Source organism: Vibrio sp. 378 (assembly GCF_033339435.1).
In genome coordinates, this window is sequence record NZ_JAWOUO010000006.1 from 181392 (window position 1) to 203928 (window position 22537).

The following is a 22537-nucleotide window of genomic DNA, read 5'->3' on the forward strand; positions in this document are numbered from 1 at the left end:
TTTAAAATAAGGGTTGAAAAAAGCTATTTTAACGCCATCTATTGCTGAAGACTATAATTTATTGAGTAATAGGTAGCGCCTATTAAAACAATAGCTCCAATTTGTGCCTTGTTGGGATTAAAATGAGTAAACAAAAACATTCGGCTAGTTCTGGTCGTTGGTTGAAAGAACACTTTGATGATAAATACGCGAATGAAGCCCGAAAAAAAGGCTACCGCTCACGTGCTTATTTCAAGATCGATGAGATTCAAACGAAAGATAAATTGTTAAAGCCTGGAATGACAGTCGTCGACTTGGGGGCTGCGCCGGGCGGATGGTCTCAATATGCTGCTAAGATAGTAGGGGACAGTGGTCAGATCATCGCGTGTGACTTGCTTCCTATGGACCCGATTGCTGGCGTTAGCTTTTTACAAGGCGACTTTCGTGATGATGCGGTATTGGAAGCTTTGCTAGAAAGGATCCAACCTTCCATGGTAGACGTAGTAATGTCTGATATGGCGCCTAACATCGCGGGAAACAATTCTGTTGATCAACCTCGCGCTATGTATTTAGTTGAATTAGCTTTAGATATGTGTCGACAAGTTCTAGCGCCTAATGGTAGCTTTGTCGTAAAGGTTTTCCAAGGGGAAGGCTTCGATCAGTATGTGAAAGAAGTCCGAGACATGTTTAAAGCCGTAAAAATTAGAAAACCAGACTCATCGCGAGCTCGCTCTCGAGAGGTCTTCGTCGTAGCCACTGGTTACAAAGGTTAACCATTTTGCTCTCTTGAGAGCGTGTTAACACTATAGCTACAGTTAATGAACTGTAGTACCCTACCTTTAATTACAATTAGTTATCGAGAGGCTTACACCTTGAGTGACATGGCAAAAAATTTAATTCTGTGGCTTGTTATCGCCGTCGTATTGATGTCGGTATTCCAGAGCTTTGGCCCTGGAGAAAGCAATGGCAGAACCGTGGATTACACCACGTTTGTACAGGAAGTTGGCCAAGGCCAGATTCAAGAAGCAACTTTTAAAGACGGTGAAATTAGCTTTGTTCGTCGTGGCGGCGGTGCCAAAATGGTCACTTACATGCCAGTGTATGACCAAAAGCTTCTAGATGACCTAATTAACCAAAACGTGAAAGTACAAGGCACGCCTCCAGAAGAGCAAAGCTTGCTGGGTACTATCTTCATCTCTTGGTTCCCAATGATCTTACTAATTGGTGTATGGATTTTCTTCATGCGTCAAATGCAAGGCGGCGGTGGTAAAGGCGCCATGTCTTTTGGTAAGAGCAAAGCTCGAATGATGAGCGAAGAACAAATCAAGACAACTTTTGCTGACGTTGCAGGTTGTGACGAAGCAAAAGAAGACGTGAAAGAGCTGGTGGACTACCTACGCGATCCAAGCCGCTTCCAAAAGCTGGGCGGTAAGATTCCAACGGGTGTTCTAATGGTTGGTCCTCCTGGTACGGGTAAAACGCTTCTAGCGAAAGCCATTGCCGGTGAGGCGAAAGTACCATTCTTTACTATCTCTGGTTCTGATTTCGTAGAAATGTTCGTTGGTGTTGGTGCATCTCGTGTGCGTGACATGTTTGAACAAGCAAAGAAAGCCGCACCTTGTATCATCTTTATCGATGAGATCGATGCGGTAGGTCGTCAACGTGGCGCAGGTGTTGGTGGTGGTCATGATGAACGTGAACAAACACTAAACCAAATGCTCGTTGAGATGGATGGTTTCGAAGGTAACGAAGGTATTATCGTTATCGCTGCGACTAACCGTCCGGATGTGCTGGACCCTGCGTTACTGCGTCCTGGTCGTTTTGACCGCCAAGTGGTAGTTGGTCTTCCAGATGTACGTGGCCGTGAACAGATCCTAAAAGTTCACATGCGTAAGGTCCCTCTAGCGGGTGATGTAGAGCCTTCTCTCATCGCACGTGGTACTCCAGGCTTCTCTGGTGCTGACCTAGCAAACTTAGTTAACGAAGCAGCCCTGTTTGCTGCGCGCGGTAACAAGCGCAACGTTTCTATGGTTGAGTTTGAACTGGCGAAAGACAAAATCATGATGGGTGCTGAGCGCCGTTCAATGGTGATGTCTGAGGAAGTGAAAGAGTCAACCGCATACCACGAAGCGGGTCACGCGATTGTTGGTCGCTTGGTTCCTGAACACGATCCAGTGTACAAAGTGTCTATCATTCCACGTGGTCGTGCGTTGGGTGTAACAATGTACCTTCCAGAGCAGGACCGCGTGAGTATGTCTCGCCAACACCTAGAATCAATGATTTCTAGCTTGTATGGTGGTCGTTTAGCAGAAGAACTTATCTACGGTGCTGACAAAGTATCAACCGGTGCTTCTAATGATATCGAGCGCGCAACAGATATTGCTCGTAAGATGGTTACTCAATGGGGTTTCTCTGAAAAGCTTGGCCCTCTGCTGTATGCAGAAGATGAAGGCGAAGTGTTCTTAGGACGTAGTGTAACTCAGACTAAACATGTGTCTGACGATACAGCGAAGTTGATTGATGACGAAGTTCGTCAGATCATTGACCGCAACTACGATCGTGCGAAGAAGATTCTTCAAGAGAACATGGATATCATGCATGCGATGAAAGATGCGCTGATGAAGTATGAAACCATTGATGCTCGCCAGATTGATGACTTAATGGAGCGCAAAGCTGAAATTCGTGAGCCTGCGGGCTGGAGTGATAACTCAGCAAGCAAAACAGAAGACAGCGACAAGCCTCAAGCAAAGCAAGAAGTTAAAGAAGAAGCAATGGATACTGCGAAAGATGCAGAACAGCCTAGCTCTTCTGGAACAACTTCTAACGAAGCGCCTGAAAAGAAAGACTCTGAATAAAGAGTATCGATAATATTAAACCCCGAGTTATCTCGGGGTTTTTGTGTTTATGATGATGATTACAGCAAATAACAAATCTTTGGACCTTTCGCGTCCACATGTCATGGCCATTCTAAATGTGACACCGGATTCCTTTTCGGATGGCGGTAAATACAACTCAATTGAACTTGCTCTTGCTCAAGTTGATAAAATGATAAAGGCTGGTGTAAGTATTGTTGATGTTGGTGGTGAATCGACAAGACCTGGTGCACCGGATGTGTCTTTGGAAGAAGAGCTTAGGCGTGTTGTCCCAGTAATCAAAGCCATTCGTGAAAAGTATGATGTGTGGATTTCCGTTGACACCAGTAAAGCAGAAGTGATGCGTCAAGCAATTGATGCTGGGGCTGATTTGATCAATGACATCCGCTCGCTGCAAGAGCCAGGTGCTCTGGAAGTCGCAGCAGAAGCAAACCTTCCAATTTGTCTGATGCATATGAAAGGTCAGCCTAGGACCATGCAAGTTGACCCTCATTACGATGATTTAATGGGGGACGTGTCGGCTTTTCTAGAAGAACGTATCGCGGCGTGTGAAGCAGCAGGGATTGATAAATCTCAACTGATTCTCGATCCTGGGTTTGGCTTTGGCAAAACAATCGAACACAATTATCATATGCTTGCTCATCTTGAAAAGTTTCATGAATTCGGCCTGCCTATTTTGGCTGGCATGTCTCGTAAATCCATGATCTTCAAACTGTTAGACAAGCCAGCGGCAGAGTGTACGAACGCAAGTGTCGTTTGTGCTACGATTGCCGCGATGAAAGGCGCGCAGATCATTCGCGTGCATGACTTTGAAGAGACAATCGAAGCGATGAAAGTTGTTGAGATGACGAAAAACAATATTTAAAAATAATAAAGGAAAGTTTATGTCGAATGAAAGACGTTACTTTGGTACTGACGGTGTGCGCGGTAAAGTAGGACAATACCCAATCACTCCAGACTTCGTACTTAAGCTTGGCTGGGCTGCTGGTCGTGTACTAGCGAAACAAGGCACAAAGAAAGTTATCATAGGTAAAGATACACGTATTTCAGGTTATATGCTTGAATCTGCACTAGAGGCAGGCCTTGCAGCTGCGGGACTTAAAGCAACATTTACTGGTCCCATGCCAACTCCAGCTGTGGCCTATTTAACTCAGACTTTCCGTGCCGAGGCTGGTATTGTGATTTCTGCATCACATAACCCATATTACGACAACGGCATTAAGTTCTTTTCTTCTGAGGGTACTAAGCTACCTGACGATATCGAATTGGCGATCGAAGCTGAGTTAGATAAAGAAATTGAATGTGTGGAGTCTGCTGAGCTTGGTAAAGCAACCCGCCTAAATGATGCAGCTGGTCGTTACATCGAATTCTGTAAGAGTACTTTCCCATCTGAGTTGAGCCTTGCGAACTTTAAGATCGTAGTAGACTGTGCGCACGGTGCAACGTACCACATCGCTCCAAATGTTTTCAAAGAACTTGGGGCAGAAGTTATCGCTATGGGCGTAGAGCCTAACGGCATCAACATTAATGAAAACGTGGGCGCAACAGACGTACGAGCTCTTCAACAGCGTGTTGTTGAAGAGCAAGCGCATCTTGGTCTCGCGTTTGATGGTGATGGTGACCGTATCATTATGGTCGATCACTTGGGTAACAAAGTTGATGGTGACCAAATTGCTTATATCATCGCTCGTGATGCACTTCGTCGTGGTGAGCTAAAGGGTGGTGTTGTTGGTACACTAATGACTAACTTGGGTATGGAAAATGGTTTAAAGCAGCTAGGCATTCCGTTTGTACGTGCAGCTGTTGGTGACCGTTATGTCATGGAGCAACTGCTAGAAAAAGGTTGGAAAATTGGTGCTGAAAACTCAGGCCATGTGATCTTATTAGATAAAGTCACAACCGGCGATGCGATTGTTGCTGCACTTCAAGTACTTGCTTCTGTAATTGGCAGCGATATGTCTTTGTATGAACTATCGCAAGGAATGACATTATATCCTCAGGTTTTAGAAAATGTCCGTTTTTCAGGAGAAAGTAACCCTCTTGAAGCTACAGCTGTATTAAACGCTGTTGCTGAAGTCGAGGCAACGCTTGGTGATAAAGGGCGTGTACTGCTGCGCAAGTCTGGCACTGAGCCTTTGATCCGCGTTATGGTGGAAGGCGAAGATGGTGAACTAGTTCAACACTCAGCATTGAAAATCGCTGAGGCTGTTAAAGCAAGTTGTTAATCATTGCGTTAAAGCATGTCTTGAATGAAAAGGGCATCTTTTGCCCTTTTTTTGAGCGCTTAACGCATTGGCATTGATTTTTTACTAATTTTCCCTTGTCAGCGTTACTGGCTTTCGCTAGTATTGCTCCGCCTCCCGTTAGGAGGTCGCTAGCCTTGTTCATAATGATTTATTCTTTTGAACGGCGCTGGCTCAACAATTTGGAACATAGGTGGAAAAAATGTTTTCAGTTCTACTTGTGATTTACCTGTTGGCAGCGCTTGGTGTGATTGGCCTTGTGTTGATTCAACAAGGTAAAGGCGCAGATATGGGAGCCTCGTTCGGTGCTGGTGCTTCAAACACAGTGTTTGGTGCTGGCGGCTCAGGTAATTTCTTAACCCGAACAACTGCTATTTTAGCAACCGTATTCTTTATCGTTAGCTTGTTACTTGGTCGTATGTCTACGCACCAGACTGAATCACAATGGGTAGACCCAACGTTAGGTCAACCAGTTGTTGAACAAGTTAAGGATGCAGCGAGTGAAGTTCCTGCCCCTGCGGGTGATGAAATTCCTCAATAAGCTGTAAGGTTTTGATGCCGAGATGGTGAAATTGGTAGACACGCTAGCATGAGGTGCTAGTGCCTTAGGTGTGAGGGTTCGAGTCCCTCTCTCGGCACCATGTATTTACAAACTTGTAAATCACTTGTTTGCGAGTATAATGCTCAGCAAGTCGGACGCGGGGTGGAGCAGCTTGGTAGCTCGTCGGGCTCATAACCCGAAGGTCGTCGGTTCAAATCCGGCCCCCGCAACCAATCTCTTTCTTTAAAAGGAAATCGTAGATTGGCAAGTTTGCGTAGTGCTAACCACACTACGAGTTAAGAAAAGCAATTGTTGGCTATTCTTAACGTATCAGGGTCCAGCAGCATAAAACCCCGACTATCGGGGTTTTTTGTTATCTGAGCTTTTTGAAATAGCTCAGATACTGCTTGGTTTTTTGATTGGGCTCTGAGCCCTTTTTTTGTTTCTGGAGTGGTTAAATGACTGGTTTAGAAAGACAACTTACTGAAATGCTTGACGCGCCAGTAGCGGCATCAGGTTATGAGTTAGTTGGATTAGAATTCATTCGTGCAGGCGCGCACTCAACGTTACGTATCTACATTGACCATGAAAATGGTATTAACGTAGACGACTGTGCAGAAGTTAGCCACCAAGTTAGTGCAGTTTTAGACGTTGAAGATCCAATTTCTGTTGCTTACAGCCTAGAAGTGTCTTCTCCAGGTTTAGAAAGACCACTTTTTAAAGCAGCACATTACGAGCAATTTATTGGTCACGAGGTCAGCATCGTATTGAAAATGGCTGTAGCAAACCGTCGTAAGTGGAAAGGTATTATCCACGGTGTTGATGGCGAAACAGTGACAATTACTGTAGACGGTCAGCAAGAAGAGTTTGCTCTAAGTAACATTTCCAAAGCTAACCTGATCCCTAAATTTTAGTTCCCTAAAAAAGTTTAAGCTTAGAGGCTAAATACAATGAGTAAAGAAATTTTAGCGGTAGCAGAAGCGGTATCGAACGAAAAAGCGGTACCTCGTGAGCGTATCTTTGAGGCTCTTGAGATTGCTCTAGCAACTTCTACAAAGAAAAAATACGAAATCGAAATCGACGTACGTGTTGCCATTGACCGTAAAACCGGTGAATTTGTAACTTACCGCCGTTGGTTAGTTGTTGATGACGTTGAGAACCCTACAAAAGAGATCTCACTAGAAGCAGCGCAATACGAAGATGACTCAATCGAGCTTGGCGACTACGTAGAAGACGAAATCGAATCAGTAACGTTTGACCGTATTACGACTCAAACTGCTAAGCAAGTTATCGTTCAAAAAGTTCGTGAAGCTGAGCGCGCACAAATCGTTGAACAGTTCATTGACAATGAAGGTGATCTAATCACTGGTGTCGTGAAAAAAGTAAACCGTGACACAATCGTGCTTGATCTTGGTAATAACGCTGAAGCGGTAATCCTGCGTGATGACCAACTTCCTCGTGAAAACTTCCGTCCAGGCGACCGCGTACGTGGCCTTCTTTACAAAGTCGCGCCTGAAGCACGTGGTTTCCAATTGTTCATCACTCGTTCTAAGCCAGAAATGTTGGCAGAACTGTTCCGTGTTGAAGTGCCTGAAATCGCAGAAGATATTATCGAGCTTAAAGGCGCAGCACGTGATCCTGGTTCTCGCGCTAAGATCGCTGTCAAAACAAATGACAAACGTATCGACCCTGTAGGTGCGTGTGTTGGTATGCGTGGTGCACGTGTACAAGCTGTTTCTGGCGAACTTGGTGGTGAGCGTATCGATATCGTTCTTTGGGATGATAACCCAGCTCAATTCGTTATCAACGCAATGGCGCCAGCTGATGTTGCTTCTATCATCGTTGATGAGGATGCACATTCAATGGACATCGCAGTTGAAGCTGACAACCTAGCGCAAGCTATTGGTCGTAACGGTCAAAACGTGCGTCTAGCATCTCAACTAACCGGTTGGGAACTGAATGTTATGACAGTTGCTGATCTTCAGAAGAAACACGCTGAAGAATCACAAGCATCTATTGAAAACTTCATGAAGTACCTAGATATTGAAGAAGACTTCGCTCAACTTCTTGTTGAAGAAGGTTTCTCAACGCTAGAAGAAATCGCATACGTGCCAGTTAACGAGCTACTAGAAATCGATGGTTTGAATGAAGAACTAATCGAAGAGCTTCGTGGACGTGCAAAAGATGCACTAACGACGATCGCACTAGCACAAGAAGAGTCTTTTGAAGGTCTAGAACCAGCTGAGGACCTACTTGCACTTGAAGGTCTTGAGCGTGAGATGGCATTTAAATTGGCAGCGAAAGGTGTAGCGACACTGGAAGATCTTGCTGACCAAGGTATTGACGATTTAGAAGGTATCGAAGGCCTGACCGAAGAACGTGCAGGTGAGCTAATTATGGCCGCACGTAACATCTGTTGGTTCGGCGAAGAAGCATAATTTTCGGCAAGGAGGAAGCGGCATGACACAATTAACAGTTAAAGCACTGAGTGATGAGATTGGTACGCCAGTCGACCGCTTGATTGAACAACTTGCTGACGCTGGCATTAAAAAGGCGAGCTCTGACAATGTTACTGATGAAGAGAAGCAGAAGCTTCTCTCTCATTTAAAGAAAGAACACGGTGATAAATCAGGTGATTCAGAGCCGACTCGCCTTACGCTTCAGCGTAAAACTCGTAGTACACTTAGTGTGAACGCGGGTGGTGGTAAGAGTAAGAATGTTCAGGTTGAGGTGCGCAAAAAACGTACATACGTGAAGCGCAGCACAATTGAAGATGAAGCGAAACGTGAAGCTGAAGAAGCAGCACAACGTGAAGCAGAAGAAGCAGCAAAACGTGCAGCAGAAGAAGCTGCAAAACGTGAAGCTGAAGAAGCTGCAAAACGTGAAGCTGAAGAAGCTGCAAAACGTGAAGCGGAAGAAAAAGCGAAACGTGAAGCTGAAGAAAAAGCGAAGCGAGACGTAGATACGAATGCACAACGTAATGCTGAAGAAAAAGCAAAGCGTGATGCTGAAGAGAAAATTAAGCAAGAAGCAGCGCGAAAAGAGGCCGACGAGCTTAAACGTCGTCAGGAAGAAGAAGCTAAGCGTAAGGCTGAAGAGGAAAGTCAGCGCAAGCTTGAAGAAGCTCGCGAATTGGCTGAAAAGAATAAAGAGCGTTGGTCTGCTGCAGAAGAGAAAAAGGGTGATATGGAAGATACAGATTACCATGTAACGACTTCACAATACGCACGTGAAGCCGAAGATGAAGCAGATCGCAAAGTAGAAGGCGGTCGTCGTAAGAAGAAAAAAGCAGCTTCGGGTAAAGACGACCAAGCTCGCGGTGGCCGTAACAACCAACGTGGCGGTAGAGGTCGTAAGGGCAAACTTGCTAAGCCGACTTCAATGCAGCACGGGTTTGATAAGTCAGCAACGGTTGCTAAGCAAGACGTTGTAATTGGCGAAACGATCGTTCTATCAGAACTTGCTAACAAGATGTCGGTTAAAGCGACAGAAGTTATCAAAGTAATGATGAAGATGGGCGCTATGGCGACTATCAACCAAGTGATCGACCAAGAAACAGCACAACTTGTTGCTGAAGAAATGGGCCATAAAGTAGTTCTTCGTAAAGAGAACGAACTGGAAGAAGCGGTACTATCTGACCGTGACACTAACGCGGAAGCAGTTCCGCGTGCTCCAGTTGTTACTATCATGGGTCACGTTGACCACGGTAAAACGTCAACACTTGACTACATCCGTCGCACACACGTTGCTTCTGGCGAAGCGGGTGGTATTACTCAGCACATTGGTGCGTACCACGTTGAAACAGACAACGGCATGATCACGTTCCTTGATACTCCTGGACACGCAGCGTTTACTGCAATGCGTGCTCGTGGTGCTCAAGCAACAGATATCGTTGTTCTTGTAGTTGCAGCAGACGATGGCGTAATGCCACAAACAGTAGAAGCGATTCAGCACGCGAAAGCGGCAGGCGTTCCTCTAATTGTTGCTGTGAACAAGATCGATAAAGAAGACGCGAACCCAGATAACGTTAAGAACGAGCTTGCTCAATACGACGTTATTCCTGAAGAGTGGGGCGGTGAGAACATGTTCGTTCACATCTCTGCTAAACAGGGTACAAACATCGATGGTCTTCTAGAAGCAATCCTTCTTCAGTCTGAAGTTCTTGAACTTACAGCTGTAGCTGAAGGCATGGCATCTGGTGTTGTTGTTGAATCTCGCCTAGATAAAGGTCGTGGTCCAGTTGCAACAGTACTTGTTCAATCAGGTACACTAAACAAAGGCGACATCGTTCTTTGTGGTCAAGAATACGGCCGTGTTCGTGCAATGCGTGATGAGCTAGGTAAAGAAATTACTTCGGCTGGCCCATCTATCCCTGTAGAGATCCTAGGTCTTTCAGGTGTACCATCTTCAGGTGATGAAGCAACAGTAGTTCGTGACGAGCGTAAAGCGCGTGAAGTAGCTAACTACCGTGCTGGTAAGTTCCGTGAAGTGAAACTTGCTCGTCAGCAGAAATCTAAACTAGAGAACATGTTCTCTAACATGACTGCTGGTGAAGTTGCTGAACTTAACGTTGTACTTAAAGCAGACGTTCAAGGTTCTGTAGAAGCAATCGCTGACTCACTAGTTAAGCTATCTACTGACGAAGTTAAAGTGAACATCGTTGGTTCTGGTGTAGGTGGTATTACGGAAACTGACGTAGTACTAGCGGAAGCTTCAAACGCAATCATCCTTGGCTTTAACGTTCGTGCAGATGCTTCTGCTCGCCGTGCTGTTGAAGCCGCAGCTGTTGACTTACGTTACTACTCAATCATTTACCAATTGATTGATGAAGTGAAACAAGCAATGGGCGGTATGCTTGCTCCAGAATTCAAGCAAGAGATCATTGGTCTTGCTGAAGTTCGTGACGTGTTTAAGTCACCGAAACTGGGCGCTATCGCTGGTTGTATGGTTACAGAAGGTGTGATCAAGCGTAACAACCCAATCCGTGTACTACGTGATAACGTTGTTATTTACGAAGGTGAACTAGAGTCACTACGTCGTTTCAAAGATGACGTTCAAGAAGTTAAGAATGGCTACGAATGTGGTATCGGCGTTAAGAACTACAATGATGTTCGCGTTGGTGACCAAATCGAAGTCTTCGAAATCGTTGAAATTAAACGTACTCTAGACTAATTGACTAAAATTACTAATATTGTCTTTGAAAGATAAGTAGTAATTGGTTGTTGAATACACCATGGGGGGCTGGCTTTGACCAACCCCCCATTCTTTCTATATAAGAGTAAAGATATGTCAAAAGAATTTAGCCGCACGCAGCGCGTTGCACAGCAGCTGCAAAAAGAACTAGCGATGATCCTTCAACGTGAAGTTCGTGACTCTCGCCTTGGCATGGTGACGATCTCAGACGTAGAAGTCTCTCGTGACCTAGCTTACGCAAAAGTATTTGTGACCTTCCTGTGTGTGGGTGAGCAAACACCAGAATCATGTCTAGCAGCGCTACGTGAGCACGAAGTGCACATTCGCATGATGTTAGGTAAGCGTATTCGTCTACGTTTAACGCCAGAAATCCGCTTCCACTATGACAATACGCTTGTTGAAGGTATGCGTATGTCTAACCTAGTGTCTGAAGTCGTTAGTTCAGACAAACAAAAGCAAAAAGATTCTGGTCGTGAGGACGAAGAATAATGGCTCGTCGTCGTAAAGGTCGTCCAATTAATGGCGTTATACTGTTGGACAAACCAACAGGTATCTCTTCCAATGATGCACTGCAAAAAGTAAAGCGAATCTACTTTGCTGAGAAAGCAGGCCACACTGGAGCCTTGGACCCATTAGCGACAGGCATGCTGCCAATTTGCTTGGGTGAAGCGACAAAATTTTCTCAGTTTCTTCTTGATTCTGATAAACGCTACCGCGTGATCGCAAAGCTGGGTGAACGTACCAATACGTCTGACTCGGATGGTGAAGTTGTAGAGACGCGTCCAGTCGATGTTACGTTAGACAAGCTAGAAGCGTGCATTGATCAGTTCCGTGGTGAGTCTGATCAAGTGCCTTCCATGTTCTCTGCGTTGAAGTATCAAGGTAAACCCTTGTATGAATACGCTCGTAAAGGCATCGAAGTTCCGCGTGAATCTCGTAAGATCACGGTATATGAGATTGTTCTTCACCGTTTTGAAGGCGATGAAGTAGAGATGGAAGTGCACTGCTCTAAAGGTACCTATATTCGTACTATCGTTGATGATCTGGGCGAAATGTTAGGTTGTGGTGCGCACGTAACTATGCTTCGTCGTACTGGTGTTGCTAAATACCCTTACGAGAATATGGTAACACTTGAGCAACTAAATGAGTTGCTAGAGCAAGCTCACCGAGAGGAACGAGCGCCTCGAGAACTACTGGACCCGCTACTTTTGCCAATGGATACAGCGGTAGAAGACTTACCAGAAGTCAACTTGGTGCCTGAACTGGCGGATATGGTCCAACATGGGCAGCCCGTTCAAGTATTTGGTGCTCCGACTGAGGGCTCACTTCGCCTTACTATGGGTGAAGAACGCTTGTTTATTGGCGTTGGCGAAATGAACGAAGATGGCAAAATCGCTCCTAAGCGATTGGTCGTGTTCCGAGATGACGTTGCATCCAAGTAAATGATTGAAAATACCGACCTGAGTGTCGGTATTTTTATATTGCACGAGATAGGAAATTTCCCTATAATCCGCGCTTCGCGTAGCGGCTGAATCAGAGATTGGCTGCTACAACTTTAAACCTACTCTTATTAGGAGAGAATTATGTCTCTGAATGCAGAAACTAAAGCAGCAATCGTTGCAGAATACGCACAAGGCGAAGGCGACACTGGTTCACCAGAAGTTCAAGTAGCTCTACTTACAGCTTCTATCAACCACCTACAAGGTCACTTCAAAGCGCACAAAGGCGATCACCACAGCCGTCGTGGTCTTCTACGCATGGTTTCTCGTCGTCGTAAGCTTCTAGATTACCTAAAAGGTAAAAACCTAGCTCGCTACCAAGACCTAATCAAACGTCTAGGCCTACGTCGCTAATCAGCGACTGCATAGCAGTTTGTCTAAAAAGGGGCTTTATGCCCCTTTTTTGTTGCCTAAATTTAGCCAAATTAGACTTATGCCGTTATAATACTGGCGGCTAAACCTTGTAAGAGGTTTTCTCAAAAGCTCATAGCATTACAGTCAACCACGTCGACCAAAAGGTCGCGACTATTCAAAAGGAATTTCCGAGTTTCTTTTTACTAGTCGCGATTCGTAATGCCTTGAGTGTCAATTAACACATCTAAGATTTCTTTAAGCACTAAAGGAAGATTAGAAACAAGGAATAACAATGTTCGAAAAACCAGTTGTTAAAACGTTCCAGTACGGTAACCACACAGTTACTTTAGAAACTGGCGTTATTGCACGTCAAGCTACAGCAGCAGTTATGGTCACAATGGATGATACGTCTGTATTCGTATCTGTTGTAGGTAAAAAAGAAGCCGTTGCAGGTCAAGACTTCTTCCCACTAACGGTTAACTACCAAGAGCGTACTTACGCTGCGGGTAAAATCCCAGGCGGCTTCTTCAAACGTGAAGGTCGTCCTTCTGAAGGCGAAACGCTAACAGCTCGTCTAATCGACCGTCCAATCCGTCCGCTATTCCCAGACGCGTTTAAAAACGAAGTTCAGGTTATCGCGACAGTAATGTCTGTAAACCCAGATGTTCAGCCAGATATCGTTACAATGATCGGTACTTCTGCTGCTCTTGCTATCTCTGGCATTCCATTCAACGGCCCTATCGGTGCGGCGCGTGTTGGTCATATCGATGGTCAGCTTGTACTTAACCCTAGCCAAACTGAACTAGAAACTTCTAAGCTTGACCTTGTTGTTGCAGGTACAGAGTCAGCAGTACTGATGGTTGAGTCAGAAGCGGACAACCTAACTGAAGAAGAAATGCTAGCGGCGGTTGTTTATGGTCATGACCAACAACAAGTTGCTATTCAAGCTATCAACGAATTCAAAGCAGAAGTTGCAACTCCTGCTTGGGATTGGGTTGCTCCTGAAGAGAACACAGCGCTTAAAAATAAGATTGCTGATCTAGCAGAAGCTAAACTTGTTGAAGCTTACCAAATTACTGAGAAAATGGCTCGTTACGACCGCATCCATGAGATCGCTGCGGAAGTAAATGAAGTTCTTCTTGCTGAAGATCCTGAAGCAGACACAAAAGAAATCCACACTATCTTCCATGATCTAGAGAAGACAGTAGTACGTAGCCGTATTATTGCAGGTAACCCTCGTATCGATGGCCGTGAAAAAGACATGGTTCGTGCACTAGATGTACGTACTGGTGTTCTTCCTCGTACTCACGGTAGCGCGCTATTCACTCGTGGTGAAACTCAGGCGATCGTTACTGCAACGCTAGGTACTCAGCGTGATGCTCAAATCATCGATGAGCTAACTGGTGAGCGTAAAGATCACTTCCTACTGCACTACAACTTCCCTCCATACTGTGTAGGTGAAACTGGTTTTGTAGGTTCTCCTAAGCGTCGTGAAATCGGCCACGGTAAACTGGCGAAGCGTGGTATTGCTGCAGTAATGCCTTCTGTTGATGAGTTCCCATACACAGTACGTGTTGTATCGGAAATCACTGAATCTAACGGTTCATCTTCAATGGCTTCAGTATGTGGTACTTCTCTTGCGCTTATGGACGCAGGTGTACCAATCAAAGCATCTGTTGCTGGTATCGCAATGGGTCTTGTTAAAGAAGGTGACGATTTCGTTGTACTTTCTGACATCCTTGGTGATGAAGACCATCTAGGTGACATGGACTTTAAAGTAGCAGGTACTAACACTGGTATCACTGCACTTCAAATGGACATCAAGATCGAAGGCATCACTAAAGAAATCATGCAAATTGCGCTTAACCAAGCTCAAGGTGCACGTAAGCACATCTTATCTGTAATGGATGAAGCAATCTCTGGTGCTCGTGAAGACATCTCTGAATTTGCTCCGCGTATTCACACGATGAAGATCAGCGCTGAGAAGATCAAAGACGTTATCGGTAAAGGTGGTGCAGTTATCCGTGCTCTAACTGAAGAGACTGGTACAACTATCGAAATCGAAGACGACGGTACTATCAAGATTGCGGCAACTGAAGGCACTGCTGCGAAAGAAGCTATCCGCCGTATCGAAGAGATCACTGCTGAAGTTGAAGTGGGCCGTATCTACACAGGTAAAGTTGCACGTCTAGCAGACTTCGGTGCATTCGTAACGGTTCTTCCAGGCAAAGATGGTCTTGTACACATTTCTCAAATCGCAGAAAAACGCGTAGAGAAAGTGTCTGACTACCTAGCTGAAGGTCAAGAAGTTCAAGTTAAAGTTCTTGAAATCGACCGCCAAGGCCGTGTACGTCTAAGCATGAAAGAAGCGGTAGAAAAGCCAGCTGAAGAAGCTGCTGCTGAAGCACCGGCTGCTAAAGACGAGTAAGACAAAATGAGACTTTCAGCCTTTTATTAGATTAAGGGCCTGAAAGCATGTTATAAAAGGGGAGCATTTTCGCTCCCCTTTTTTGGTTTGTTTCGATGTATTAACCTCAAACGAGGTTATCGCCTATATTGCATTAAGAGAAACAAATCTTGAGCGGTCCAAACAGGAGTATCAATTAGTGAAATGGTTTCAAACCGCAATTTTATGTGTTGCTATCGCGCTGACCGGTTGTGCAAATACTTCTCAACAATCAGCACAAAAGTGGTTATATCCACCGATGGCGGTGCCACTTCAGCCTAGTGTTCAACAAGAAGTACAAATCGCGCGTCTCTCGCAGTTGCTACAACGTCCCGACCTTAGTGATGAAGTGCGCGCTAAAATGCATTATGAGCGCGGTAGCTACTACGACAGCGTTGGTTTGCGTGATCTTGCCCGTTTGGACTTTAACCAGTCTTTGCAGTTGAATCCTGCTCAGCCGGACATCTTCAATCTTTTGGGAGTATACTTTACCCAAGTAGGAGAGTTTGATGCGGCATATGAAGCGTTTGACTCGACCATAGAGTTGGCTCCTGATAATACCTATGCTGAGCGCAACCGTGCGATTGCACTGTATTATGGTGGCCGAATCGATCTCGCTTTAGAAGATATGACCAAGCATTATCAAGAAATGCCAACGGATCCTTTTCGTTCATTATGGCTGTACATCATCGAAGCTGAGCAAAATCCAGAGCAAGCAAAAGCCAATCTTCAACGGCGTTATTTACGAGATCGTAGTGAAGAGTGGGGATGGGTTCTTGTTGCCATCATGCTACGAGACGTCTCGGACGAAGACGCGCTTAAAGCAATTATGGATGGAACGAGAGAGAACTATCGCCTAGCTGAACGATTGACGGAAACGTATTTCTACCTTGGAAAGCGTAATCAGCTTGAAGGTGATATCGCAAGTGCCATCTCACTTTATAAGCTCGCGATTTCGTTCAACGTTTACGATTATGTTGAGCATCGCTATTCTTTCTTGGAGTTGGCGCAAATTTACGATCAATTACAGCAAGATAGATTGGCCAAGTTAAAGGCTGCCAAGAAGCTGGAAATTGAATGATTTAGAGCCGCTCGATGAGAGCGGCTTTTTTTATGATTGAACTTGATGAGTGACTCATTTAAAATAGTTAGTCTTGCTAACTAAGTGGTGGTGGCTTTTATGGCATTAGAAGAAAGCTTGATTGATTTAGAGCGTTTTTGCGCCAAAGCTTGGCGTGTCTATGCCAAAGAAGATCCATTATCACATCTAAGCTTTAATGAGTTCGATTATTTACGTGTGATTCAGGTTTACCCTGAGGGTGTGCGAATAACCGATCTTGCAGAAGAGCTGCAAGTGACTAAGCCTTCCGCATCGACAATGGTTGTGCGTCTGGAAAAAAAGGGTTTGGTGAAACGCATCGCATGTAATGAGGATGCTCGTGCTAAGCGTGTGTTGCTTACGGAAGAAGTCGCAGAAAAAATGTCTTTGGAGCAGGTAGTGTACAAAGATATCTCTGACCAAATGATGCAACAATTAAATCAGCAAGAAGCTGAACAGTTACAAGCTTTATTGAATAAAGCATTGAGTAATAAGTCATTTTAAACTAAAGCAAAGGCCTCAGCTGTATGGTTTAGTTTTTGTTGTTTCATCTTTCTTTTATTTAATTTAACCATTTAGTTAGTCTTGCTAATTAAATGGTTAGCTTTGCTAACTACTGGTGACAGTCATGCAAAACTCAATTTATAGACAGTTTTGGAAATATACGATTCCAACCGTCGCAGCAATGCTCGTAAACGGTTTGTATCAAATAGTTGATGGCATTTTTATTGGCCGTTATGTTGGCGCTGACGGATTAGCTGGGATCAATGTTGCGTGGCCTATTATCGGTTCGATCCTCGGTATAGGAATGATGATTGGGGTGGGGACTGGCGCGCTGACTTCGATCAAGCAAGGAGAGAACGATCATGAAGGCGCTAAGCGTATCCTAACGACCGGATTGACGTTGTTAGCGGCATTGATGCCGATCGTTGCTACAATATTGTTCTTGTTTTCGGATGAATTTATTCGCTGGCAAGGTGCGGAAGGGCGAGTGTTTGAACTTGCGCTGCAATATTTACATATTCTGATTGTCGCGTGCGTATTCACGTTGGGTTCTATCGCAGTTCCGTTTTTATTACGCAATGACGACAGCCCGAACTTAGCAACGATTTTGATGGTTATCGGTGCCGTTATTAACATTGTATTAGACTACGTATTTATTGCTTGGTTGGAGTGGGAGTTAACCGGAGCCGCTATTGCCACTGCACTTGCACAATTAGTGGTCACTGTGCTCGGTATTGGTTACTTCTTTACTTCAAAAGCAACATTACGCCTTCGTATCCGCGACTTCAAAGTTCAGGTTGATGCTGCACCAAAGATTATCATGATAGGTACATCAAGTTTCTTTATGTACGCCTACGGCTCTGTGATGGTGGCACTGCACAACGCGTTATTTGCTCAATACGGAAGTGCAATGTTGATCGGAGCGTACGCCATTTTGGGGTACATCGTGACGGTTTACTATCTGATAGCAGAAGGAATTGCGAATGGTATGCAGCCTTTAGTGAGCTTCAACCACGGTGCACGTAATCAGGAGAACATCAGAAAGTTATTAAAGGTCGCGATGGGGACATCTGTGCTTGGTGGGGTGGCGTTCGTTGTTTTGATGAACCTTTTCCCGTACGAACTGGTTGCGGTGTTTAATAATGCTGACCAACAGTTGATTGATAGCACCGTGATCGGGATTCGTTTACACATGTTTGCGTTGTTCTTAGATGGTTTTTTAGTTGTGGCGGCCGCGTACTATCAATCAGTAAACAAAGGCAGCAAAGCTATGTTTGTAACACTAGGCAACATGCTGGTCCAGTTGCCATTCTTATTCATTATGCCGAAACTTTTCGGCGTGACAGGTATTTGGTTAGCTTTCCCATTGTCTAACATTGCATTGAGTTTGGTCGTGATCAGTATGTTGTGGCGAGATGTGAAAAAGCTGCTTAATGAGGGTTCTGTCGAACCAAGGGTGCAAGCCTGCTAACAAAAGCTAACAGATAAAAGCGAGGCTAGGCCTCGCTTTTATCTTTAAGGATTAAATGGTTTTTACTTCTAAGCCCGCTAGTTGATGCCAATAGCCATTGCATTGGCGGCTTTCGAGCTTTTCAGGATTATCGCCGTATTCGTTTGAGCGAAAACGCTCTAACTCTGAAAAAGTGTCGATACCAAGAGGGCTTAACCGGACCACATCAACCAGCCCTTTCATACTTGGTAAGTCATTGATGAGGTTGTAGCAATCCCCTGACTGTGTTTGAATGCCGTTAAGGTTAAAGACTTCTTGCCCTTCTTGGCTGCTGACCTGGATACCCGTAGGGTATTTGATACAGCAGGTTTCGCAATCGTCTTTCGCTCGGTTTTCAGCTCGGGCTGTGAAACAGCGAGCGGAATACGCTAAAGGCAAATAACCGTGGCTAAATACCTCAACTTCAAACTTGTTACGAATACCAAGCTCGTCACACTGAACTAAAGTATCGTTTAACCATTCGCGAGATAGTTCGACAGGCATGCACCAACGCATCATACCTTGCTTCAAAAATAAGTTGAGCGTGTGTGCGTTATAAGTATTGATTGCAGGGCCAACGACGAAAGGCACTTTATGCTCTGATGCCAATTGAACAGCAGATACGTCATTTGCTTCAATCGCGAAGTCACCGTTGTCGATGTACTTCTTCATTATGTTTACTTCACTCGGAGCTTCTAGCAGTGCCATTGTTGATAGCACCACTTGCTTGCCAGATGCAGACAGCTCTTTTGCGATTTCAAGCCAATGCGAAGGCTTCATTTCTCGACGTTTTGAACATACGGTTTCCCCAAGATAGATGATGTCCGCGGAGCTTGATTTCGCTTGTTCATAAAACGCTTCGATGTCTTGTTTTGGCCAGAAGTACAACAGCGGGCCAAGCGCGTATTTCATTGAATTATCCATCTTAACCTCTACTGCCATTTGCGGTGATAAGCACCAAGTGTGGTCTGCGTACCTTCAGACACGTTTGCCAATGCGGCATCCCAAGCTGCTTCGACTTGATAAGCTTCTGGGTTTGCTTGGTAACGGTCAATCGCGGCTCGCCATGTTCGAGTGACTTGTTCTACGTAAGCTGGGCTACGTTGGCGACCTTCAATTTTTACAGACGCCACATTTGCAGCAAATAGTTCTGGCAGCATAGAGAGGGTGTTCAAACTGGTTGGTTCTTCCAGTGCGTGGTAGCGTTTTTTCTCGCCTTCGATTTCTGCTTCGAAACGACCTTTACACAAGGTAGGGTAGCCCGCATTTTCACCGGCGTTGTAGCGATCGATCAAAATGTCGTTAAGGCGGGATTCCAGACCATTTTCTGTTTCTTGCCAGCGAACGTACTTAGCTGGAGAGCATGCTCCCACAGTGTTTGGAGACTCACCTGTCATGTAAGACGATAGGTAGCAGCGACCTTCAGACATGATGCAAAGGCTACCAAAAGCAAAGACTTCTAACTCGACATCGTTAGTGATGTTGCGCGAAAGCTGTTTGACCTGATGAATCGATAAAACGCGAGGTAGTACTACCCGTTTTACGTTGAAGTTTTGTTTGTAAAAATCAATGGCTGCGACGTTGGTCGCTGATGCTTGCACTGAAAGGTGTAGTTCCAGATCGGGATATTTGCGAGCCGCGTACTCCAGCACTGCAATGTCTGCAACAATCAGCGCGTCTACACCCAGTGCCGCTGCATTGTCTACTGCGTTCGTCCAGCGCTCGAAGCCATTGGGATGAGCGAAGGTATTCAACGCGACATGAATTTTTTTATTGCGGTCATGAACGTATTGCACCGCTTTTTCTAACTTTTTGCCGTTAAAGTTGAGGCCAGCAAAGTGACGGGCGTTGGTATCATCTTTGAAACCAATGTAAACGGCATCGGCACCGCAATCAATCGCAGTTTTTAACGCAGGCAGGTTACCCGCGGGACACAAGAGTTCCATATGCTCACAATCATTGAGAATAAAAAGGTGTCCGCATTTTATGAAGAATTATGAATAGCGAAATTGACCTAAGTTAGGTTTAGCTCAATAAAGTCGATATTTACCCCTTGCGAGTAAGGGGATCGGGTCGGGGTTAGTTCTTGTGACGACGATTCTGTACAAACAGCTCTTCAATTTCATGTTTTGGCTGCGGGCGATAAAAATGGAATCCTTGAATCGCATTACATTGAAGGTTAGAGAGCAAAGTAGCTTGCTGGTGGGTTTCCACCCCCTCGGCAACGACAGTTAAGTCGAGCGACTTACCCAGATTAATGATGTTTTCAATCACAGTGACTTGTTTCGGTAGTGTGTCGATATCATTAATAAAAGCGCGGTCGATTTTTAGCTCGTCAATAGGGAAACGCGCTAAGTAGGAAAGAGAAGAGTAGCCGGTACCAAAGTCATCGATAGAGAGAGCGAAGCCAAGCTTTTTAATCGCATTCAACATTTGCAGTGTATGTTCGCTATCACTCATCACGGCACTTTCGGTTAGCTCGAAGGTAATGCAGCTTGGATCAAGCTCGGTAGTGCGAAGCAGCTTTTCCATAAAGTCGATCAGCTGTGGGTTGCCAAATTGCTCGGGAGAGAGGTTGATGGCGACACGGCCTGGCAGTATGCCTTGTTGCTTCCAACGTTTTACCGTATTGAAAACATCACGCATCACGACACGTCCAAGGTGTTCGATTAACCCAGCGCGCTCGGCGACAGGAATGAATGAGCCAGGACTAATGTACCCTTCGACTGGATGCTTCCAACGAACGAGCGCTTCTGCGCCGTTGATACTGAAGTCTCGCGCGTTAACCTTAGGTTGATACCACACTTCCAAACCGTTCTGCTGCAGTGCTTTTTGCAGTTCGATTTCGAGCCACAAACGCATACGCGCTTCTTTGTTCATTTGATCGTTAAATTTGATCAGACGATTTCTACCACGATCTTTGGCTTCATACATCGCAGTATCGGCATTTTGGAGTAGGATTCGCGCATCTTGTCCGTCTTCAGGGTATCGAACGCTACCAATTGAACAGGCAAGGCGTTTACTGAAGTGGTGCAAGTCGAAAGGTTGGTTGATCAACGAGATAATGCGATCGGACAAAATTTCAGCCATGCGGGTATTTTCTGGCTCCGGCAGAATGACGCCAAACTCATCGCCACCCAAATGACCAATAATCGCTTGGTTTGGTAGTAACCGTTTAAGACGGGCCGATACCTCTTGAATCACTTTATCGCCAATATGGTGACCAAGTGAGTCATTAATGTTTTTGAAGTTATCGATATCCAAATAGAACACCAGAAGCGGTGTTTGCTTTTTGATCAGCTGTTCCAAACGTTTGGTGAAGCCAAAGCGGTTGTAGAGTTTGGTGAGCGAGTCAATGTGTATGTCTTCATTCGATGCAGAAGACAGGTTTTTGGGCGCATCATCAGCATCTTGGATTAGGATAATTTGAGATTCGCTACCTAATATCGCCGTGGAATCCGCGTGTAGCTGAACTTTCCGTTCAAAGCCGCATCTTGCGCTGGTTAAGCAGACAAAAGGTTTGTCAGAAATTAATGTACTCAATCGATGACTAAATACCTTTTTACTGTTTTCATCGATGAATAAACGACTTAGCTCTTCGCCCAACAATTCATGAGGAGAGTTAAGTCCGAGAAGGCGCGCTGATGCGGGGTTCGCAGAGATGACAATATCATCTTCGATAAGCAGTAAGCCGTCTGGTAGCAGTTGTGTTAACTTCGCAAACTTACTTTCGGACTCTTCTAAGGAGCGAACGAGTATCTGCTTTTCTGAAGTATCGACAGCGTGAAAAACAACAAAGCGAATGTCGTTACCTTCAAAAACTGGCGAAAGACTAAAGTGAAGACTGGTTTCAAGGTCGGTTTCATCGAGCGTGATTTCGGCTTCGACATGTGCCCCTTTGAACGCGCGCTGATAGTATGGTGCAAGCTTCTTATAAAACTGTTCACCCAGCACTTGGCAATCGTTTAAGCCGACGATTTCCTCATGACTTAAACCTGCGATATCGCAGTAACGGTCACTTACCATTCGATAATTGTGTTTTTTATCAAGAATGGCAAAGAAGAAAGGGCTATTTGAGGTTAGCGTGGCAAACCAATGTTTTAATTGCTGGGAAGGCATTAGGGTATTACCGATCTCCAATGAGCCAGATTATTCGTCCGTGTATAAAAAGCGACACCCTGATAAGCCTGCGGCGATCTACCACCAAGCCAAAGTGTTACTTGCCATTAAAGGGCTCGCGGTTTTAGCTGTGCAGTCGACAATCACATGGATACGCTCAGATAACTATAACTTTGAAAATACGGTTGTAAAAGTGTT

General features: G+C 45.1%; 18 protein-coding genes and 2 tRNA genes. 17 read left to right on the forward strand and 3 right to left on the reverse strand.

Annotated elements, in window-relative coordinates; translation table 11 throughout:
- Nucleotides 1-122 precede the first annotated feature (122 nt).
- The 17 genes from rlmE (at nt 123) to R7Q48_RS13295 (ending at nt 18202) form a co-directional block, all read left to right on the forward strand.
- Entirely contained in the window at nt 123-752 is a 630-nt protein-coding gene (gene rlmE / locus R7Q48_RS13215) for a 23S rRNA (uridine(2552)-2'-O)-methyltransferase RlmE (protein WP_005388985.1), read from the forward strand.
- Nucleotides 753-860: 108 nt separating this feature from the next.
- Nucleotides 861-2834 (forward strand): ATP-dependent zinc metalloprotease FtsH, encoded by a 1974-nt coding sequence (gene ftsH, locus R7Q48_RS13220; protein ID WP_213987384.1) that lies wholly within the window; start codon nt 861-863, stop codon nt 2832-2834.
- 52 nt (nt 2835-2886) lie between these two features.
- Nucleotides 2887-3717 (forward strand): dihydropteroate synthase, encoded by an 831-nt coding sequence (gene folP / locus R7Q48_RS13225; RefSeq protein WP_017820419.1) that lies wholly within the window; start codon nt 2887-2889, stop codon nt 3715-3717.
- Nucleotides 3718-3736: 19 nt separating this feature from the next.
- Nucleotides 3737-5077, forward strand: coding sequence for a phosphoglucosamine mutase (glmM, locus tag R7Q48_RS13230; RefSeq protein ID WP_213987383.1), 1341 nt, complete (start codon nt 3737-3739; stop codon nt 5075-5077).
- A 220-nt stretch (nt 5078-5297) separates the two neighbouring features.
- A complete protein-coding gene (gene secG, locus R7Q48_RS13235) occupies nt 5298-5636 on the forward strand; it encodes a preprotein translocase subunit SecG (protein WP_005380080.1) in 339 nt (112 codons plus the stop codon).
- Nucleotides 5637-5652: 16 nt separating this feature from the next.
- A tRNA-Leu gene (locus R7Q48_RS13240) sits at nt 5653-5736 on the forward strand.
- 56 nt (nt 5737-5792) lie between these two features.
- Nucleotides 5793-5869 (forward strand) — tRNA-Met (locus tag R7Q48_RS13245).
- A 225-nt stretch (nt 5870-6094) separates the two neighbouring features.
- The gene (rimP, locus tag R7Q48_RS13250) at nt 6095-6550 is read left to right on the forward strand and encodes a ribosome maturation factor RimP (protein ID WP_005386424.1); all 456 of its coding nucleotides are present in this window, start codon (nt 6095-6097) and stop codon (nt 6548-6550) included.
- 36 nt (nt 6551-6586) lie between these two features.
- The gene (nusA, locus tag R7Q48_RS13255) at nt 6587-8074 is read left to right on the forward strand and encodes a transcription termination factor NusA (protein ID WP_005380084.1); all 1488 of its coding nucleotides are present in this window, start codon (nt 6587-6589) and stop codon (nt 8072-8074) included.
- Nucleotides 8075-8096: 22 nt separating this feature from the next.
- Nucleotides 8097-10808: a translation initiation factor IF-2 gene (gene infB, locus R7Q48_RS13260; protein WP_005380086.1), complete on the forward strand. Its 2712-nt coding sequence runs from the start codon at nt 8097-8099 to the stop codon at nt 10806-10808.
- 114 nt (nt 10809-10922) lie between these two features.
- On the forward strand, nt 10923-11318 hold the full coding sequence (gene rbfA, locus R7Q48_RS13265; protein WP_005380087.1) for a 30S ribosome-binding factor RbfA: 396 nt from the start codon (nt 10923-10925) through the stop codon (nt 11316-11318).
- On the forward strand, nt 11318-12271 hold the full coding sequence (truB, locus tag R7Q48_RS13270) for a tRNA pseudouridine(55) synthase TruB (RefSeq protein WP_017820421.1): 954 nt from the start codon (nt 11318-11320) through the stop codon (nt 12269-12271). The genes rbfA and truB overlap by 1 nt, the downstream gene beginning before the upstream one ends.
- Nucleotides 12272-12412: 141 nt before the next feature.
- Nucleotides 12413-12682 carry a 30S ribosomal protein S15 gene (gene rpsO, locus R7Q48_RS13275; protein WP_005380094.1) on the forward strand — a complete coding sequence of 90 codons (270 nt, stop codon included), beginning with the start codon at nt 12413-12415 and terminating at the stop codon, nt 12680-12682.
- Nucleotides 12683-12974: 292 nt separating this feature from the next.
- Nucleotides 12975-15110, forward strand: a complete 2136-nt coding sequence (pnp, locus tag R7Q48_RS13280) for a polyribonucleotide nucleotidyltransferase (RefSeq protein ID WP_005380098.1) — start codon at nt 12975-12977, stop codon at nt 15108-15110.
- A gap of 178 nt (nt 15111-15288) precedes the next feature.
- The gene (gene nlpI, locus R7Q48_RS13285; protein WP_256903017.1) at nt 15289-16209 is read left to right on the forward strand and encodes a lipoprotein NlpI; all 921 of its coding nucleotides are present in this window, start codon (nt 15289-15291) and stop codon (nt 16207-16209) included.
- A gap of 99 nt (nt 16210-16308) precedes the next feature.
- Nucleotides 16309-16731, forward strand: a complete 423-nt coding sequence (locus tag R7Q48_RS13290) for a MarR family winged helix-turn-helix transcriptional regulator (RefSeq protein ID WP_005380103.1) — start codon at nt 16309-16311, stop codon at nt 16729-16731.
- A gap of 124 nt (nt 16732-16855) precedes the next feature.
- Nucleotides 16856-18202 carry an MATE family efflux transporter gene (locus R7Q48_RS13295; RefSeq protein WP_318132327.1) on the forward strand — a complete coding sequence of 449 codons (1347 nt, stop codon included), beginning with the start codon at nt 16856-16858 and terminating at the stop codon, nt 18200-18202.
- A 51-nt stretch (nt 18203-18253) separates the two neighbouring features.
- On the opposite strand, the gene R7Q48_RS13300 is transcribed toward R7Q48_RS13295, so the two are convergent.
- From R7Q48_RS13300 to R7Q48_RS13310, 3 genes are all read right to left on the reverse strand, one after another.
- Complete coding sequence (locus R7Q48_RS13300) at nt 18254-19132, reverse strand: U32 family peptidase (protein ID WP_256903042.1); 879 nt, start codon at nt 19130-19132, stop codon at nt 18254-18256.
- A gap of 20 nt (nt 19133-19152) precedes the next feature.
- Nucleotides 19153-20166, reverse strand: a complete 1014-nt coding sequence (locus R7Q48_RS13305) for a peptidase U32 family protein (RefSeq protein ID WP_213970932.1) — start codon at nt 20164-20166, stop codon at nt 19153-19155.
- 133 nt (nt 20167-20299) lie between these two features.
- Nucleotides 20300-22339: a bifunctional diguanylate cyclase/phosphodiesterase gene (locus R7Q48_RS13310; protein ID WP_005380112.1), complete on the reverse strand. Its 2040-nt coding sequence runs from the start codon at nt 22337-22339 to the stop codon at nt 20300-20302.
- Nucleotides 22340-22537 lie beyond the last annotated feature (198 nt).